The following is a 17,878-nucleotide window of genomic DNA, read 5'->3' on the forward strand; positions in this document are numbered from 1 at the left end:
GGCCTCCCGCGCGAGGCGGCGGATCACGGGGACTCGCTCCAGCTGTCCGCGAGATCGCCCCACAGATAGGCGGTGGTTTCGACTCCCTTGAGGAGCAGGTCGAGCTCGACCTTCTCGTTGGGTGCGTGCCAGCCGTCGGACGGCACGGAGATGCCGAGGAAGAGCACAGGGGCGTTCAGGACGTCCTGGAGATCGGCTGCGGGGCCCGAACCGCCTTCGCGCGTGAAGCGGATCTCCTGGCCGAAGGCGCGTCCCATGGAGCGGGCGACGGACTGCAGCGCGGGGTGGTCGAGCGGCGTGAGGCACGGGCGCGTGGCGCCGGAAAACGTGATCGTGTGGCGGATGCCCGCGGGCACCTGGTCCGCCGTCCAGTCGCGCACGGACCGCTCGATCCGCTCCGGGTCCTGCCCCGCGACCAGCCGGAACGAGAGCTTCAGGACGGCCGACGACGGGATGATGGTCTTGCCGCCCGCGCCTTGGTAGCCGCCGCCGATGCCGTTGACCTCGGCGGTGGGGCGGGCCCAGATCCGCTCCAGGGTGGAGTAGCCGTCCTCGCCGTGTGCCGCGTGGGACTTGGCGCTGCGCAGCCACTCCTGCTCGTCGAAGGGCAGCTCGGCGAAGAGCTCACGCTCGCGGTCGGTGAGCGGGACGATGCCGTCGTAGAAGCCTGGGATCGCCACGCGCGCGTGCTCGTCGTGCAGGGCGGCGACCAGACGGGCGGCCGCGGCCGCCGGGTTGGGTACGGCGCCGCCGAACGAGCCAGAGTGGATGTCCTGGTCGGGCCCGGCGAAGGCGATCTCGCACTCGACGAGGCCACGCATGCCGGTGCACACGGTCGGAGTGGTCTCCGACCACATGCCGGTGTCGGAGACGATCACCGCGTCGGCGGCGAGACGGTCTGCGCGCTCCTCCACCAGAGCGCGGAAGTGCGGGGAGCCCGACTCCTCCTCGCCCTCGATCAGGAACTTCAGGTGCACGGCCGGGCTGGTGCGCCCGGTGGCTTCGAGATGCGCGCGAAGGCCCAGGGTGTGGAAGAAGACCTGGCCCTTGTCATCGGCCGCACCGCGCGCGTGCAGCCGGTTTTCGCGGATCACCGGCTCGAAGGGGTCGGTGTGCCAGCCGTCCTCGCGGGCCGCGGGCTGGACGTCGTGATGGCCGTAGACCAGGACCGTGGGGGCGTCGGGCTCGGCGGCCGGCCACTCGGCGAAGACCGCGGGAGCGCCCGCCGTCATCCACACCTCGGTGGTGGGAAAACCGGTCTCCTTGAGCTTGGCCGCGAGCCAGTCGGCGCTGCGGCGCACATCGGCGGCGTGCTCCGGCTGGGCCGACACGGACGGAATCCGCAGCCACTCCATGAGGTCGTCGAGGAAGGCGGTGCGGTGGGTTTCCACGTACGCGCGGACAGCGCTGTCCGGGGTCTGGCTCATACGTCGAGCCTATCCGGCCTCGGCGAACTCCCGTGACGGTCCCCTTCGGGGCCGGGTTCGGGGCCGGGTTCGGGGCCGGATTCGGGGCCGGATTCGGGGCCGAGCAGACGCTCCAGGGCGGCCCGGTCCAGGAGGGCCTCGGGACAGGTGGTCTTGCCCGTACGCACGTACACGAACGCGGCTCGTACCGACTCCAGCGGGACGCCCTGCTGCTCGGCCCAGGCGAGGCGGTAGATCGACAGCTGCAAGGGGTCGGCCGCGCCGGGGCCGCCGGTCTTCCAGTCGACGATCTCGTACGTGGTGTCCTCGTCGTCGCCGCGGTAGACGGCGTCGATACGGCCCCGCACGACGCGGCCCGCGATCATCAGCTGGAAGGGGGCCTCCACGCGGTAGGGGGTCCGGGTGGCGTACGCGGTGTGCTCGAAGGCGTCCTTGAGGCGCTCCAGATCCTCCTCGTCGGCGATCTCCGCGTCCGTACCCGGCAGGTCGTCCGGATCCAGCATGGGGAGTTCGAGCGCTTCGAAGCGGGACTCGACCCAGGCGTGGAAGCGGGTGCCGCGGCGGGCCGCGGGCTGCGGCGGCCGGGGCATGGGGCGCGCGAGCTCCTGCGCGAAGCCGTCCGGGTCGGCGGCGAGACGCAACACCTGGGACGCGGTCAGGGCGGAGGGCACCGGGACGTCGCGGACGGTCTCACGCGCACGGTGCAGTTCCTTGGCGAGGGCTTCCAGGTCTCTGTCCCAGGAGGCGATGGTGCGGTGCTCTTCCGGGGTGAGGCCCTGGGCGGGCACGGTGTGCGGCCTGCCCGCCGCCGGGGGCGGGGCGGGGACGGCGGAGGCTGCGGCTCCGGAGCGCGGTGTGCGACCGACGGCTTCGGAGCGCGGGGGCTGGGCTGCGGCTTCGGAGCGCTGAGCGGGGAGCTGGTCGAACTCCTCGTCCGGGTACGGGGGTTCGTCGTCCGGGTACGGGGGTTCGTCGTCCGGGAAGGGGGGTTCGCCGTCCGCGTTGGCATCGGCGTACGGATCGGCGTACGAGTCGTCCTCAGAGGGCCACTCGGGGTCGTACGCGTCGTGGGCGCTCTCGGGGCCGCTGGTCGGCCCGGCCTCCGGCGGGGCGTCGTCCTGCGAGGCCTCCGGCACGGTGTCCTGCGCGGTGGCCTGCAGGGCGTCCAAGTGGGCCAGGACCGTCGCCGCGGCCGCCCTGCGGCGGATCAGGGACGTCTCGTCCAGGGGCAGCGGCCAGGCCGTGTCCTTCGTGGACTCCTGCAGGGCCGGGTTCTCCTCGTCCTCCTGCGGAGGGTCGGCCCAGGCCTCGATCTCGCCATGGCCCGCGGCGCAGTGGTCGTGCAGGGCGAGCAGGAAGTCGGAGGGGCCGCGGGGCTTCTTCTGGGAGGGGCCCCACCAGTGGCCGGTGCCGAGGAGCAGGGAGCGGGGCCGTGTGAACGTGACGTATCCCAGGCGGAGTTCCTCGGTCCGCTGGTGCTCCTTCATCTCTTCCTGGAAGGCCTTCAGGCCCTGGCTGTCCCAGGCCTCCACGTCGGGCAGGGTCGCGGTGTCCCCGCGCAGGGCGTGCGGCAGGACCTTGGCCTGCGAGGTCCATTTCTCGCGGCCCTGCGCGGACGGGAACACTCCGGTGACCAGGCCGGGGACCGCGACGACATCCCATTCCAGGCCCTTGGACTTGTGGGCGGTGAGGACCTTGACCGTGTTCTCGCCACCCGGCAGTGCGTTGTCCAGGCCCTTCTCGTACTGGGCGGCAGTGCGCAGGAAGCCAAGGAAGGCGAGGAGGGACGCCGACGGGTCGTTCGCCGCGAAGGACGCCGCTATGTCGAGGAAGTTGGCGAGCGTCTCACGGCGGCGGGCGGCCAGGGCGTGCGGCGACGCGGAGAGCTCGACGTCCAGGCCCGTGGTGGCGAGCACCCGGTGCAGGACATCCATGAGCGGGTCGGCGAGCGAGCGGCGCAGGTCACGCAGTTCGGCCGCGAGCCGGGCGAAGCGCACGCGCGCGTCGGCCGAGAAGGGCAGCCGGTCCGCCGTGCCGCCGTCTCCTCCCCCGTCCCCGTCCAGGAAGGTGTCGAGCGCGTCCGCGAGGGAGATCACCTCGGCCGGGTCGACTCCTTCGACGGCCTGCGCCAGGCGCTCGTCCGGATCGTCATCGCCCTCCACGCGCGCATGGTGCACGAGCAGACGGGCGCGGCGGCCGAGCAGGGCCAGGTCGCGGGGACCGATCCGCCAGCGGGGGCCGGTGAGGAGCCGGACCAGGGAGGCGTTCGCGCCCGGGTCCTGCAGGACCTCGCAGACGGCGACCAGGTCGGCGACTTCCGGCAGGTGCAGCAGGCCGGAGAGGCCGACCACCTCGACCGGGACGTCACGGGCCACGAGGGCGGCCTGGATCTGCGCGAAGTCGTTCGCCGTACGGCACAGGACCGCGATGTCGCCCGGCTCCTTGCCGGTGGCCACGAGGTGCCCGATGGAGTCGGCGAGCCACTCGATCTCCTCGCCGTGCGTACGCAGCAGGGCGCAGCGCACCACGCCGTCGCGCTCGGCGCCGGGTGCGGGCCGCAGCGCCTCCACGCCCGCGTGCAGGGCGCGCAGCGGGGCCGCGAGGCCGTTGGCCAGGTCGAGGAGGCGGCCGCCGCTGCGGCGGTTCTCACTGAGGGCGAAACGGGTGGCGGGGCCGCCGTCGGCGTGCGCGAAGTGCTCGGGGAAGTCGTCGAGGTTGGCGACGGAGGCACCGCGCCAGCCATAGATCGCCTGGCAGGGGTCGCCCACCGCGGTCACCGCATGGCCGGTGCCCGCGCCGAACAGGCCGGACAGCAGGACGCGTTGGGCCACGGAGGTGTCCTGGTACTCGTCGAGCAGGACGACGCGGAACTCGTCGCGCAGGATCTCGCCGACCTCGGGGCGGGTGTCTGCGAGGGTCGCGGACAGGGCGATCTGGTCGCCGAAGTCGAGCAGGTCGCCGGTGCGCTTCGCGGTGCGGTAGCGCTCGACGAGCTCGGTGAGCTCCAGGCGTGCGGCGGCCGTCTCGGGCACCTTGCGCAGGTCGGCGTTGCTGAGCCGGACGCTGTCCAGGGCGTGCAGGAGGCCGGTGTCGTACGCGCTCAGGCGTGCCGGGCGCACGAGGTGCTCGGCGAGCTCGGCGTCGAGTGCGAGCAGATCCCCGACCAGGTCGGGAAAGGAGCGGGTGAGCGCCGGATAGGGGCCGGGGGCCTCGCGCAGGACGCGTGCGGCGAGCTGGAAGCGGGTGGCGTCGGCGAGCAGCCGCACGGTGGGTTCGAGCCCTATGCGCAGGCCGTGGTCGGTGAGCAGCCGCCCGGCGAAGGCGTGGTACGTGGAGATCACGGGCTCGCCCGGGGGGTTGTCCGGGTCGATCGCGTCCGGGTCGGTGACGCCCGCCTTGATCAGTGCGGTGCGGACCCGCTCGGCGAGTTCGCCCGCCGCCTTGTTCGTGAACGTCAGGCCGAGTACCTGCTCGGGGGCGACCTGTCCGGTGCCGACCAGCCACACCACGCGGGCCGCCATCACCGTGGTCTTGCCGGAACCGGCGCCGGCCACGATCACCTGCGGGGCGGGCGGCGCCACGATGCAGGCCGTCTGCTCCGGGGTGAAGGGGATGCCGAGGAGCTCCTTGAGCTGCTCGGGATCGGTGATACGCGCGGACACTCCAGAGAGGCTAGCGGCGGCCACCGACAACCGGGGCTCCGGTCGGGTCGGCGGCCGCCGTCACACGCAGGTGCGCCAGAGGTCGGCAGGCCTTCCTCCTGATCTCAGGAGGCCTTCGCTCTGAGGCCAGGAGGCCTTCGCTCTGAGGCCAGGAGGCCTTCGCCCTGAGGCCAGAAGGGCTTCGCCCTGAGGTCAGGAGGCCTTCATCAGGTCCTTGACGTCGGCGATCTGGTCCGCGGGCGGGGCCTCGACCGTCACCTTCTCGTTGAAGTCGGAGAAGTTCATCGTGTTGGGGGACGCGCCCCCCTTGGTGACGGCCTTCAGGAAGTAGGGCTCGCCCTCGGCCGCGACGTAGAAGGTGATGGTCTCGCCGCCGGAGCGCTTCTTGGTGAGCGTGGCCGCCTTCTTGCCGTCGACCTCGGTGTCGTCGCCGCGCTTGACGCCCTTCAGGTCCTCGCCCTTGAAGAGGGACTTCAGGTCACACATATCGGCGCTGGCGCCCGGCGACTTCACCCAGCGGTCGCCGACCTTCTCGGCGGCCTTCGCGTCGCCGAGGGTGCTCTTCCAGTAGGAGGCGCTGCCCTTCATGTAGCTGGTCTTGTCCTTGACGCGGATGTCGACCTTGCCCATGTCCTGGGACTCCATGGCGCCGTTGCACTGGCCGCCCTCGGCTATCTCGAAGGTGATCGAGTTGGACTTGCCGTTCTGCTTGCCCTCGGCCGACAGCTTGACGGAGTCGACGCCGGCGGTCGCCTTCGAGGCCTTGTCGGCGATCTTGTCGGCGCCCATGCCCTCGAAGGGGTCCTTGTCACCGAAGCAGCCGGTGACGCCGACGAGGGCGGCCGCGCAGGCCACTGCCGTCGCCAAGAACTTCCGGTTGGCTGCCATGAATATGTCCCCTCCTGGGTACCGAGTTCACGCTTTTCTTCACGTGGACCTTACGGGTCCGAATGGCCGGACCCGCCCGTTCCGAGGGTGGGAAGGATCACGCACCGCGCCCCCTCGGCAGCGCTCACTCGACGACCTGCCCGCCTTCGGGCCTGGCGCTGCAGGAGGCCTTGAAGGAGCAGTGGGCGCAGTGCTGCCCCGCGGTCGGGGTGAAGCGCTCGTCGAGCACCTTGCCCGCGGCCGAGGCGAGCAGATCGCCCACCCAGTCGCCGCCGAGCGCCTCCTGCGCCTGCACCTTGGGCTGGGACTCGCCGCCGTCCTTCTTGGCCGCGGCCTGGCGCAGCTGCACCAGCTCGGCACCGCCCGGCTCCGGACGGTGTCCGTCGAACGCGTCGTCGACGGCGCCTTCGCGCACGGCCAGCTGGTAAACGGCGAGCTGGGGGTGGCGGGCGACTTCGGCGGCGGTGGGCGCCTGCTTTCCCGTCTTGAAATCCACCACATAAGCGCGGCCTTCCGCGTCCGCTTCGACCCGGTCCATGGAGCCGCGGATCCGCACCTCGTAGGAGCCCGCTTCCAAGGTCACGTCGAAGTCGTGCTCGCTCGCCACAGGGGTACGTCCCGGCCGGGCGCCGTTGGAGTCGACATGCCACTGGAGGAAGCGTTCCAGCGCCACGCGCGCGTGCTCCTTCTCCTGGGCGGACTTCCAGGGGGCGTCGAAGGCGAGGGCGTCCCACACCGAGTCGAGCCGTGCCATGAGCACGTCCAGGTCGGCCGGGGTGCGGCCGGAGGCGACCTCGTCGGCCAGGACGTGCACGACGTTGCCGAAGCCCTGGGCCGCGGTCGCGGGGGTGTCCGCCTTCACCTCGCGGCCCAGGAACCACTGCAGGGCACAGGTGTTGGCGAGCTGGTCGAGGGCGCTGCCCGAGAGCGTCACGGGGTCGCCGCGGTCGCGCAGCGGCACCTTGCTGTGCGTCGGTTCGTACATGCCCCACCAGCGGTACGGGTGCGCGGCCGGCACCAGCGGCCTGCCGTCCTCGTCGCTGAGCGCGGCGAGGCGGGCCAGACGCTGGGCGGCGGCCTCGCGCAGGGTGTCCGAGACCCGCGGGTCGACGGTCGTGGCGCGCAGTTCGGCGACGAGCGCGGCGACGGAGAGGGGACGGCGCGGGCGGTTCGTTATGTCCCTTGGTGCCACGCCGAGTTCGGTCAGGAAACGGGAGGGCTGGTCGCCGTCGTCGGCCGCCGCCTTCACCGCAGTGACGACGAGACGCTCGCACGCGCGCGTGGCGGCGACGTAGAACAGACGGCGCTCCTCGGCGAGCAGGGCGCCCGGGGTGAGCGGCTCGGCCAGGCCGTCACGGCCGATGCGGTCGGCCTCCAGGAGGGAGCCGCGCCGGCGCAGATCGGGCCACAGGCCTTCCTGGACGCCCGCGACGACGACCAGGCGCCATTCCAGGCCCTTGGAGCGGTGCGCGGTCATCAGGCGTACGGCGTCGGGGCGTACTGCCCTCTTGGTGAGGGTGTCCGCGGCGATGTCCTGGGCCTCGACCTCGGCGAGGAAGTTCAGGGCGCCGCGGCCGCCGGTGCGGTCCTCGGCGCGGGCGGCGGTGGCGAACAGGGCGCACACGGCGTCCAGGTCACGGTCGGCGTTGCGGCCCGCGGTGCCGCCACGACGGGCCGCGCGTTCCAGGCGCCCCGGCCACGGTGTGCCGTCCCACAGTTCCCAGAGCGCCTCTTCGGCGGTGCCGCCGGACGCGAGGAGCGCACGGGTCCGCTGCAGCAGCTCGCCGAGACGCTGGGGGCCACGGGCGTACGCCGGGTCGTGGGCGGTGAGGCGTTCCGGCTCGGCGAGGGCACGGGCGAGAAGCTCGTCCGACGGCGGCGGTACGCGATGACCCGCGGCCCGCTCCTCGTCGCGCAGGGCGCGGCCCAGGCGGCGCAGATCCGCGGCGTCCATGCCGGCGAGCGGGGACGTGAGCAGGGCCAGGGCACGGTCGGTGCTGAGCCAGGGTGCGGGGATCTCCTGGGCGGCTTCCGGGGCGGGTTCCGAGGCGGGCGCGGGGGCTTCCGGGGCCGGGGCGAGGTCCGGGTCGGTGGCGAGGTCCGGGTCCGGGGCGAGGTCCGGCGCCCCCTCTCCTGAGTCCGGGGCCTCCTCCCGCGAGCCCGATCCCGGTCCCGAGCCCGGTCCCGGTCCCGAGCCCGGTCCCGATCCCGGTCCCGAGCCGGACACCGGTACCCGTACCGGTACCGACTCCCCCAACAGGCTCTCCGCCGCCGCCCGCAGCGCCTCAAGGAGGGGTGCGACCGCGGGCTCGCTGCGCAAGGGGAGGTCGTTGCCGTCCACGTCGACCGGGACGCCCGCCGTGGTCAGGGCGCGGCGGGCGGCCGGGACGGTGCGGGCGCCCGCGCGGACCAGGACGGCCATGTCGGACCAGGCGACGCCGTCCTCGAGGTGCGCGCGGCGCAGGATGTCCGCGACGTTCTCCAGTTCGGTGCCCGGCGTCGGATAGGTGAAGACGTCAACGCGGCCGCCGTCACGGACCGGGTTCAGGGCCCGGTGGACGCGCACCTTGTCCGCGGGCAGGCGCGGCAGCGGCATCCGCTGGGTGATCCGGCGCGTGGCTTCGAGCAGGGCCGCGCCGGAGCGGCGCGAGGTGGTCAGGACCTCGACCGGAGCGGGGGCGCCGTCGGCCCGCCGGAACGTGTCGGGGAACTCCAGGATGCCGTTCACGTCGGCGCCCCGGAACGCGTAGATCGACTGGTCCGGGTCGCCGAACGCCACCAGGTCGCGGCCGCCGCCGGCGAGCGCCTGCAGGAGCCGCACCTGTGAGGGGTCCGTGTCCTGGTACTCGTCCACGAACACCGCGTCGTACTGCGCGGCCAGTTGGTCGGCGACCTCCGCGCGGTGCGCGAGCAGCACCGCGCGGTGCACGAGTTCCGCGTAGTCGAGCACGCCCTGCGCGTCCAGGACATCGAGGTACTCGGCGAGGAAGGCGGCCGCCGCGCTCCAGTCGGGGCGCCCTATGCGGCGGGCGAAGTCGGCGAGGGCCGTGGGGCCGAGGCCGAGTTCACGGCTGCGGGCCAGGACGGCGCGCACCTCGTCGGCGAAGCCGCGCGTCGTCAGACAGGCGCGCAGTTCGTCGGGCCACCGCACGCGCGCGTGGCCGCTCTTTTCGAGGTCGAGCTGGCCCTCGAGGAGTTCGCGTACGACGACGTCCTGCTCGGGTCCCGACAGCAGCCGCAGCGGCTCCACGAAGAGATCGGCCTCTTGGTGGGCGCGCACGAGCGCGTAGCAGAACGAGTGGAAGGTGGTGGCCTGCGGCGCCGCGACGCCGTCGATGCGCAGGGCCATGCGGTCCCGCAGCTCGACCGCCGCCTTGCGGCTGAAGGTGAGCACCAGGATCCGCTCGGGGTCGGTGCCCTTGGCGATGCGGGCGGCGACCGCCTCCACAAGAGTGGTGGTTTTCCCGGTGCCCGGTCCGGCCAGGACCAGGAGCGGTCCACCCGCATGGTCAACCACCGAGCGCTGAGGTGCGTCAAGACGAGGGGGGTCCACGCGAGTCGGCGGGGTACGCACCAGTCGGTATGCACCGCGGGGCCCTTGACGCGTATATGCGTCCGGAGCGCGCCGGTCGGAAGAAGAGGAGCTCACGTGGATCGCCGGTCCTGGTGGGTGTGCTGGGTGGAGAGGGGCCTCACGGCCGCGGGGGCCGTCGTGCGGCCGCCGTGCACCGTGGGTGCGGTGGCGGCCCGGTGACTGCCGCGCTCGACGCTACGCCAGTCGACGGCGGGGACGCGGAGCTTCCCGCGCTTCGCCCGGTGACTGGCGGCCGAGCGATCTTCCCCGGCTCCCGGCCCCCCTCCGTCCCGGACGGCCACCGCTTCTCCCCGAACCCCCCGCAGGACCGCCCAAGTCCCCCGCTTCGCCCGTACGGTCCACCGAACCCCCGTGCCGGCCGCGGATGCCGGAAGCTGTCATGTGTGAGCCCGCGCCGAGTCATTGCCGCCGTCCCAGCGCGCTCGCCGCATGTCGAGACGGTGCTCACCGGCGCCGGTCGTGCGCAGCGGGGTGGCTTCCGCGCGGTAGTGCTCCAGGGCCCGCAGTTCGCTGCCGGGGAGGAGCACGCCGTCGGCGCGCACCACCCGCCACCAGGGCACCGCGCCGCCGTACAGCGCCATCACGCGGCCGACCTGGCGCGGTCCTCCCTCGTCGAGCCACTCCGCGACATCGCCGTACGTCATCACGCGGCCGGACGGGATCAGCTCCGCCACCTCGAGCACCCGCTCCGCGTACTCCGGAATCTCCGGCAGGCTCTCCTCGCTCATCCGGTCCATCCTGCCCCACCCCACCGACAGTGCCGGAGGGTGTACAGGCATGGCCCGGTGAACCGGAGGTGTTCATATCAGGGACACATCCTGACGGCTGATTGCACCCTGATGCCCACTGTTGTCGGCCGGTCGTGCCACCATCGTGCGGGCGGTGACTGGTGATACGAGATCAAGAAGAGACGGAGAAGGATCAGGGAGTGCAGCCCCCCAAGGACGAGCGCACCCCTGAGACGCCGTCGCGCCCGGACACCGAGAAGCCGCCGCGCGAGGACACCACCGCGCCCACCGAGGCCCAGGACGCTCACGTGGCCGCCGACGCCGAGTACACCCCCGTACCCACGGAGACCGAGGTCGAGCCGCCCGGGGACGAGGTCGAGGGTGACGAACCGCTGCTGCCCGCGCGCGTGCACCGGCCGTCCGACCTCATGCGGATGCTGGTCGGCATCCTGGCGATCGGCCTGGTGCTGTTCGTCGCCGCGTTCGCGCACGGCACCACCTCGGGGCTCGAGCAGGACATCAACAAGGGCACCGACCAGGCGCCGGATCTGCTGATCAAGTTCGCCGGTCTGAGCGCGTCGATCGCGGTGCTCCTCGTGCCGGTGGCCTTCGCGATCGAGCGGCTCATCAAGCGGGACGGCCTTCGCATCGCCGACGGTGTGCTCGCCGCGGTCCTCGCGCACGGTGTGACGCTCGCCACCGACCTATGGGTGGCGAAGGCGGCACCGGCCTCGATCCAGGACGCGCTGACCCGGCCGCTGGCGGAGGACCCCGGGGCCCTGACCGACCCGGTGCACGGCTATCTCGCGCCGGTCATCGCGTATATGACGGCCGTCGGAATGTCGCGAAGACCGCGCTGGCGTGTGGTGCTGTGGACGGTGCTGCTGCTCGACGCCCTGTCGATGCTCGTCGCCGGGTTCACCACCCCGTTCTCGATCATCCTGACGGTCCTCATCGGCTGGACCGTGGCCTACGGAACGCTGTACGCGGTCGGCTCCCCCAATGTCAGGCCCACCGGGCAGACGCTGCTCGCCGGTCTGCGGCACGTCGGGTTCCGGCCGGTGAGCGCGGCCCGCGCGGAGGAGGTGCCGGACTCCCCCGACATGGGCGACCGCGGCCGCCGCTACTTCGTGACGCTCGAACACGGGCCGCCCCTGGACGTCACGGTGGTCGACCGTGAGCAGCAGGCACAGGGCTTCTTCTACCGGGTGTGGCGGCGGCTCACGCTGCGCGGCATCACCACACGGCGCAGCCTGCAGTCGCTGCGCCAGGCCCTGGAGCAGGAGGCGCTCCTGTCGTACGCGGCGATCGCGGCCGGCGCCAACGCCCCGAAGCTGATCGCGACCTCCGAGCTCGGCCCGGACGCCGTCATGCTCGTCTACGAGCACCTGGGCGGCCGTTCCCTGGACGCGCTCGCCGACGACGAGATCACCGACGACCTGATGCGGGACACCTGGCTGCAGGTGCAGGCGCTGCAGTCGCGGCGGATCGCGCACCGGCGCCTGGCCGGGGACGCGATTCTGGTGGATCGTTCCGGCAAGGTGATCATCACCGATCTGCGGGGCGGTGAGATCGCCGCCGGCGATCTTGTACTGCGGATGGATATCGCGCAGCTGCTCACCACGTTCGGCCTGCGTACCGGCGCCGAGCGCGCGGTGGCCGCCGCCGTCGGAGTGCTCGGCCCCGACGCGATCGCCGACTGTCTGCCGCTGCTTCAGCCCATCGCCCTGTCCCGGTCGACCCGGGCCACGCTGCGCAGGCTCGGCCGCGAGCGCTCCCAGCGTGAGCGCGAGGCGGTGCTCGAAGCCTCCCGCAAGACCAAGCAGACCCGCGTCGAGGGCGCCGACGACGGCCATGACCGCAGGACCGCCAAGGCGGAGAAGCAGGCCGAGAAGCGGGCCATCGACGAGGCGCTCGAAGTGGCCCGCGAAGAGGATCTGCTCACCCAGATCCGGCACCAGGTGCTGCGGATCAGACCGCAGGCTCCGGTCGAGCCCGCGCAGCTGGAGCGGATCAAGCCGCGCACCCTGATCAGCTTCATCGCCGGTGCGTTCGGCGCGTACTTCCTGCTGTCGCAGCTCACCGACATCGACTTCGCGAAGCTCTTCGCGGAGGCCAAGTGGGGCTGGGTGGCCGCGGCGGTGGCGTTCTCGGCGCTGAGCTATGTGGCGGCGGCGATGAGCCTGCTCGGCTTCGTGCCGGAGCGGGTGTCGTTCGCGCGGACCGTGGCGGCGCAGGTCGCCGGGTCCTTCGTGAAGATCGTGGCGCCCGCGGCGGTCGGCGGTGTGGCGCTCAACACCCGGTTCCTGCAGCGGGCCGGGGTACGTTCCGGGCTCGCGGTGGCCTCGGTGGGCGCCTCGCAGCTGTTCGGCCTCGGCTCGCACATCCTGCTGCTGCTCACCATGGGTTATCTGACGGGAACCGAGAAGACTCCCGAACTCACCCCGTCCCGCACGGTGATCGCGGGTCTGCTCACGGTCGCGGTCCTGGTGCTCGTGGTGACCGCGATCCCGTTCCTGCGGCAGTTCGTGGCCACGCGGCTGCGGTCGCTGTTCGCCGGTGTCGTGCCGCGCATGCTCGACGTACTGCAGCGGCCGCAGAAGCTGCTCACCGGGATCGGCGGGATGCTGCTCCTGACCGGGATGTTCGTGCTGTGTCTCGACGCCTCGATCCGGGCGTTCTCCACCGAGGGCACCGTCTCGCTCAGCCTGGCCAGCGTGGCCGTGGTGTTCCTCGCGGGCAACGCGCTCGGCTCCGCGGCGCCGACGCCGGGCGGTGTGGGCGCCGTCGAGGCGACGCTCACCTTCGGTCTGGTGGCGATCGGCCTGCCGAAGGAGGTCGCGGCGCCGGCGGTGCTGCTCTACCGGCTCCTGACGCTGTGGCTGCCGGTGCTGCCGGGGTGGCTGTTCTTCAACCACCTGACGCGTAAGGGTGCGCTCTAAGGTTCAGAACAAGCAGAGCAGCGCCCCGAGCAGGGCCACGGAACCGATCACTTCCACGGCCCCCACGACCGCGGCCTTCAGGCCGTGTCCCGGCAGGGCCGCCGCCCGTGCCGCGTAGGCGGTGAACGGCAGAGCGAGCCACGGGTTGAGGAGTGCGGCGATCCCCGCCGCGAGGACGTGGTACGCCACCGAAGCGCGGTAGTACGCACGGGAGTTGCGCTCCCTGATCATCGTCTTCACGTAGGGCACCGTGCCGCCGAAGTACAGCAGACAGGCGAGGGCGGGCCGCCAGCCGTCCGCCCACCAGGCCGCGCCGTCGCCGAGGCGCAGGGCCACCAGGAGCATCCCGCACGCGGGGACCACCGCGGCCAGGCCGTTGAGCAGGGCGCGTTCCCTGTTCCGCCGCGCATAGAGGGTGTTGACGGCGACGAAGGGTACCGCGCAGAGCGCCGCGACCAGCAGCCACGGATACGCGACGGCCAGCGGCAGCGCGCACGCGGCGAAGGCGCCGCCGAACACCAGGGCGGGCCGCACATGGCGGCGCGGCGCCCGCGGGTTGCGGGAGATCCGGCGCAGACGCAGCCACTGCTGCCCGTGGAACACCGCGATGTAGCCGAGCAGCCAGGCCGCGAAGAGGGGCAGATGGGCCCAGCGCGGAGAGCCGAGGAGGGTGCCCGCGAGGTAGGGGACGGCGAGCATGGCCCAGGCGCCGTGCTGATCCGGCAGCCACTTGTCTTTTCTTTTTCCGGCCCTAGGCACCCCGGCTCACAATTCCCTTTTCTTTCCCGACGGCACGTCGGCACGTCGGCACGTAAAAACCCTGAACTCACGGCGAGTTGGCGCCCCTCCACTCTCGCACCGCAATACCTGGGGAACTCAGGGACGAGGTCCCGGCCGCCCGGGACCATTGTCACCGGGTTCCGCGGAAAGCCGCGCTTAGTGTCTTGAGGAGTCGAATTCCATACGGCCGGGAGGGTCGCGTTGCAGCCGCAGAAGTTGCCGCAGGGTCAGAACGCCGCGGAGAAACTCATCAAGGCGGGCAGCTTCTTCCGGCGCGCCGAGGTCTCCGGGGATCTGCGTACCGTGCACCACACCGGCGGGCGCGCGGGTGAGGTCTTCTACCGGGACCGGTGGAGCCACGACAAGGTCGTGTACTCGACGCACGGCGTGAACTGCACGGGCTCCTGCCGGTGGAAGGTCTACGTCAAGGACGGGATCATCACCTGGGAGACCCAGGCCACCGACTATCCGTCCGTGGGCCCCGACCGCCCCGAGTACGAGCCCCGCGGCTGTCCGCGCGGCGCCTCCTTCTCCTGGTACAGCTACTCGCCGACCCGGGTGCGCTATCCGCATGTGCGCGGGGTGCTCCTGGAGATGTACCGGGAGGCCAAGGCGCGCCTCGGTGACCCGGTCCTCGCCTGGGCCGATATCCAGAAGGACGACAAGCGCCGCCGAAAGTACCAGCAGGCACGCGGCAAGGGCGGCCTGGTCAGGGCGAGTTGGGACGAGGCCGTCGAGATCATCGCGGCCGCGCACGTCCACACCATCAAGGAGTACGGGCCCGACCGGGTGGCGGGCTTCTCGCCGATCCCCGCGATGTCGATGGCCTCGCACGCGGCGGGCGCCCGTTTCCACTCGCTCATCGGTGCCCCGATGCTGTCCTTCTACGACTGGTACGCGGACCTGCCGGTGGCCTCGCCGCAGGTCTTCGGCGACCAGACCGACGTACCCGAGTCGGGCGACTGGTGGGACGCCGCGTATCTGATGATGTGGGGCTCGAACGTCCCCGTCACCCGCACCCCCGACGCGCACTGGATGGCCGAGGCGCGCTATCGCGGCCAGAAAGTCGTCACCGTTTCCCCGGACTTCGCGGACAACACCAAGTTCGCCGACGAGTGGATACACCCGCACCCCGGCACGGACGGTGCCCTCGCCCTCGCGATGGGGCACGTCATCCTGAAGGAATTCTTCGTCGAGAAGCAGACGCCGTTCTTCACGGATTACGTACGGCAGTACACGGATCTGCCGTTCCTCGTGTCCCTGAAAGAGACCGCCGACGGTCTGGTACCCGGCAAGTTCCTCACCGCCGCCGACCTCGGCCAGGACACCGAGAACGCCGAGTGGAAGACCGTCCTCGTCGACGATGTCACCGGTGAACCGACCGTCCCGAACGGCACGTTGGGCCACCGCTGGGGCAAGAACGAGCAGCCCGAGTGGAATCTCGACCTGGGCGGTACGGTCCCCCGTCTCACTCTGCACGCCGAGTCCGCGGAGTCCGCCGAGGTCACCCTTCCCCGCTTCGACGAGCAGGGCGTGATCCGGCGCGGCGTCCCCGTGCGCCGGATCGAGGGCCGGCTCGTCACCACCGTCTTCGACCTGATGCTCGCCCAGTACGGCGTCGCCCGCGAGGGCCTGCCCGGCCAGTGGCCCACCGGCTACGACGACGCGTCCGCACCCGGTACCCCGGCCTGGCAGGAGACCCTCACCTCCGTACCGGCCGCCCAAGCCGCCCGGGTGGCAAGGGAGTTCGGGCAGACCGCCGAGGAGTCCGGCGGCCGCTGCATGATCCTGATGGGCGCCGGCACCAACCACTGGTTCCACTCCGAGACGATCTACCGTGCCTTCCTGGCCCTGCTCACCCTCACCGGCTGCCAGGGCCGCAACGGCGGCGGCTGGGGTCACTACGTCGGCCAGGAGAAGTGCCGCCCGGTGACCGGCTGGGCCACCCTGGCGAGCGCGTCCGACTGGGGCCGGCCGCCCCGGCACATGATCGGCGCGGGCTGGTTCTATCTGCACACCGACCAGTGGCGCTACGACACGCTGCCCGCCGAGGCGCTCGCCTCGCCGCTGGGCGACGGCCGGTTCGAGGGCATGACGGGCGCCGACTGCCTGGCCGCGTCCGCGCGCATGGGCTGGATGCCGTCGTACCCGACGTTCGACCGCAACCCCCTGGAGCTCGGGGAGCACGAGGACCCGGTCGGCAACGCCGTACAGGAGCTCAAGGACGGCAAGCTCGGCTTCGCCGGTGAGGACCCGGACGCGCCGCGCAACTGGCCGCGGGTGCTCAACGTATGGCGGGCCAATCTCCTGGGGTCGAGCTCCAAGGGCAACGAGTACTTCCTCAAGCATCTGCTCGGCACGCACTCCAACCTGCCCGACGACGGGCCGCGTTGTGTGCCGCGCGATGTGAAGTGGCGCTCCGAGGACGTCGAGGGCAAGCTCGATCTGCTGCTCGCGATGGACTTCCGGATGACGTCCACGACGCTCCTGAGCGATGTCGTGCTTCCGGCCGCCACCTGGTACGAGAAGCACGATCTGTCGTCCACCGACATGCATCCCTTCCTGCACGCCTTCACCCCGGCCGTGGACCCGCCCTGGCAGGCACGCTCGGACTACGACGCGTTCCACGCCATAGCCAGGCGCTTCGGCGAGCTCGCCGGGCAGCACCTGGGCGTCCGCAAGGACCTCGTGGCCACCGCACTGCAGCACGACACCCCGGGCGGCGAGATGGCGCAGCCCGGCGGTGTCGCCCTCGACTGGTCGCAGGGCGAGTGCGAGCCGGTGCCGGGCCGCACCATGTACAGCCTCGCGGTCGTGGAGCGGGACTACGGCGCCGTCGGCGAGAAGTTCGCGGCGCTCGGCCCGCTGGTCGACCGGCTCGGGGTGACCACGAAGGCGATCACCTTCGACGTCGCCGAGGAGATCGCGTATCTGAAGCAGAAGAACGGTGTCGTCCGTACCGGAGTCGCCGAGGGCCGGCCCCGCCTCGAGACCGCGCAGCAGGCCTGCGAGACGATCCTGTCCCTGTCGGGCACGTCCAACGGACGCCTGGCCACCCAGGGCTTCCACACCCTGGAGGCACGCACCGGACAGGAGATGGCGCATCTGTCGGCGGAGGCCGAGGGCAAGCGGATCACCTTCGCGGACACCCAGGCGCGGCCCGTGCCGGTGATCACGTCGCCGGAGTGGAGCGGCAGCGAGTCCGGCGGGCGCCGCTACACCGCGTTCACGGTCAACACCGAGCACCTCAAGCCCTGGCACACCCTCACCGGCCGGCAGCACTTCTTCCTGGACCACGACTGGATCCACGAGGTCGGCGAGGCGCTGCCGGTCTACAAGCCGCCGCTGGACATGCACCGTCTCTACGGGGAGCCGGAACTCGGCCGCGTCGACGAGAAGGCCGTCGCCGTGCGGTATCTGACCCCGCACAACAAGTGGGCGATCCACTCCCAGTACCAGGACAACCTGCACATGATGACGCTGGGCCGCGGCGGCCAGACGGTGTGGATGTCGCCGCAGGACGCCGAGGCGATCGGCGTGAGCGACAACGACTGGATCGAGGCCGTCAACCGCAACGGTGTCGTCACGGCCCGCGCGATCGTCTCCCACAAGATGCCCCCCGGCACGGTCTATATGAACCACGCGCAGGAGCGCACGGTCGGCGTCCCGAAGACCGAGAAGACCGGGCGCCGCGGCGGCATCCACAACTCGCTGACCCGCGTGATGCTCAAGCCCACCCATCTCGTCGGCGGCTACGCCCAGTTGACCTGGGCCTTCAACTACCTCGGCCCGACCGGCAACCAGCGCGACGAGGTGACGGTCGTCCGTCGCCGCAACCAGGATGTGGAGTTCTAAG

General features: G+C 71.8%; 8 protein-coding genes. 2 read left to right on the forward strand and 6 right to left on the reverse strand.

Features of this window, described 5'->3' with window-relative positions; all coding sequences use genetic code 11:
* Positions 1-23: 23 nt before the first annotated feature.
* The 5 genes from ACFQVC_RS12170 to ACFQVC_RS12190 form a co-directional block, all read right to left on the reverse strand.
* Entirely contained in the window at positions 24-1,427 is a 1,404-nt protein-coding gene (locus ACFQVC_RS12170) for a dipeptidase (RefSeq protein ID WP_381829961.1), read from the reverse strand.
* Complete coding sequence (locus ACFQVC_RS12175; protein WP_381829963.1) at positions 1,424-5,089, reverse strand: UvrD-helicase domain-containing protein; 3,666 nt, start codon at positions 5,087-5,089, stop codon at positions 1,424-1,426. Before ACFQVC_RS12175 ends, ACFQVC_RS12170 begins: the two co-directional genes overlap by 4 nt.
* Before the next feature lie 192 nt (positions 5,090-5,281).
* Positions 5,282-5,977 (reverse strand): hypothetical protein, encoded by a 696-nt coding sequence (locus ACFQVC_RS12180; RefSeq protein WP_381829965.1) that lies wholly within the window; start codon positions 5,975-5,977, stop codon positions 5,282-5,284.
* Positions 5,978-6,101: 124 nt separating this feature from the next.
* Positions 6,102-9,626, reverse strand: a complete 3,525-nt coding sequence (locus tag ACFQVC_RS12185) for an ATP-dependent helicase (protein ID WP_381829967.1) — start codon at positions 9,624-9,626, stop codon at positions 6,102-6,104.
* 323 nt (positions 9,627-9,949) lie between these two features.
* Positions 9,950-10,300, reverse strand: coding sequence for an MGMT family protein (locus tag ACFQVC_RS12190; protein ID WP_381829969.1), 351 nt, complete (start codon positions 10,298-10,300; stop codon positions 9,950-9,952).
* A 200-nt stretch (positions 10,301-10,500) separates the two neighbouring features.
* Between ACFQVC_RS12190 and ACFQVC_RS12195 the strand changes: the two genes are divergently transcribed.
* Entirely contained in the window at positions 10,501-13,242 is a 2,742-nt protein-coding gene (locus ACFQVC_RS12195) for a lysylphosphatidylglycerol synthase transmembrane domain-containing protein (RefSeq protein ID WP_381829971.1), read from the forward strand.
* A 3-nt stretch (positions 13,243-13,245) separates the two neighbouring features.
* On the opposite strand, the gene ACFQVC_RS12200 is transcribed toward ACFQVC_RS12195, so the two are convergent.
* Positions 13,246-14,001, reverse strand: coding sequence for a YwiC-like family protein (locus ACFQVC_RS12200; protein ID WP_381829973.1), 756 nt, complete (start codon positions 13,999-14,001; stop codon positions 13,246-13,248).
* A gap of 237 nt (positions 14,002-14,238) precedes the next feature.
* Between ACFQVC_RS12200 and ACFQVC_RS12205 the strand changes: the two genes are divergently transcribed.
* Positions 14,239-17,877 (forward strand): nitrate reductase subunit alpha, encoded by a 3,639-nt coding sequence (locus ACFQVC_RS12205; protein WP_381830543.1) that lies wholly within the window; start codon positions 14,239-14,241, stop codon positions 17,875-17,877.
* Position 17,878 lies beyond the last annotated feature (1 nt).

Source organism: Streptomyces monticola (genome assembly GCF_042665355.1).
Classification (GTDB): domain Bacteria; phylum Actinomycetota; class Actinomycetes; order Streptomycetales; family Streptomycetaceae; genus Streptomyces; species Streptomyces monticola.

What these genes read in the sequence shown, in the direction of transcription:
- ACFQVC_RS12170 (WP_381829961.1), bottom strand. Translation starts at nt 1,427, where the DNA reads ATGAGCCAGACCCCGGACAGCGCTGTCCGCGCGTACGTGGAAACCCAC.
- ACFQVC_RS12190 (WP_381829969.1), bottom strand. Translation starts at nt 10,300, where the DNA reads ATGAGCGAGGAGAGCCTGCCGGAGATTCCGGAGTACGCGGAGCGGGTG.
- ACFQVC_RS12180 (WP_381829965.1), bottom strand. Translation starts at nt 5,977, where the DNA reads ATGGCAGCCAACCGGAAGTTCTTGGCGACGGCAGTGGCCTGCGCGGCC.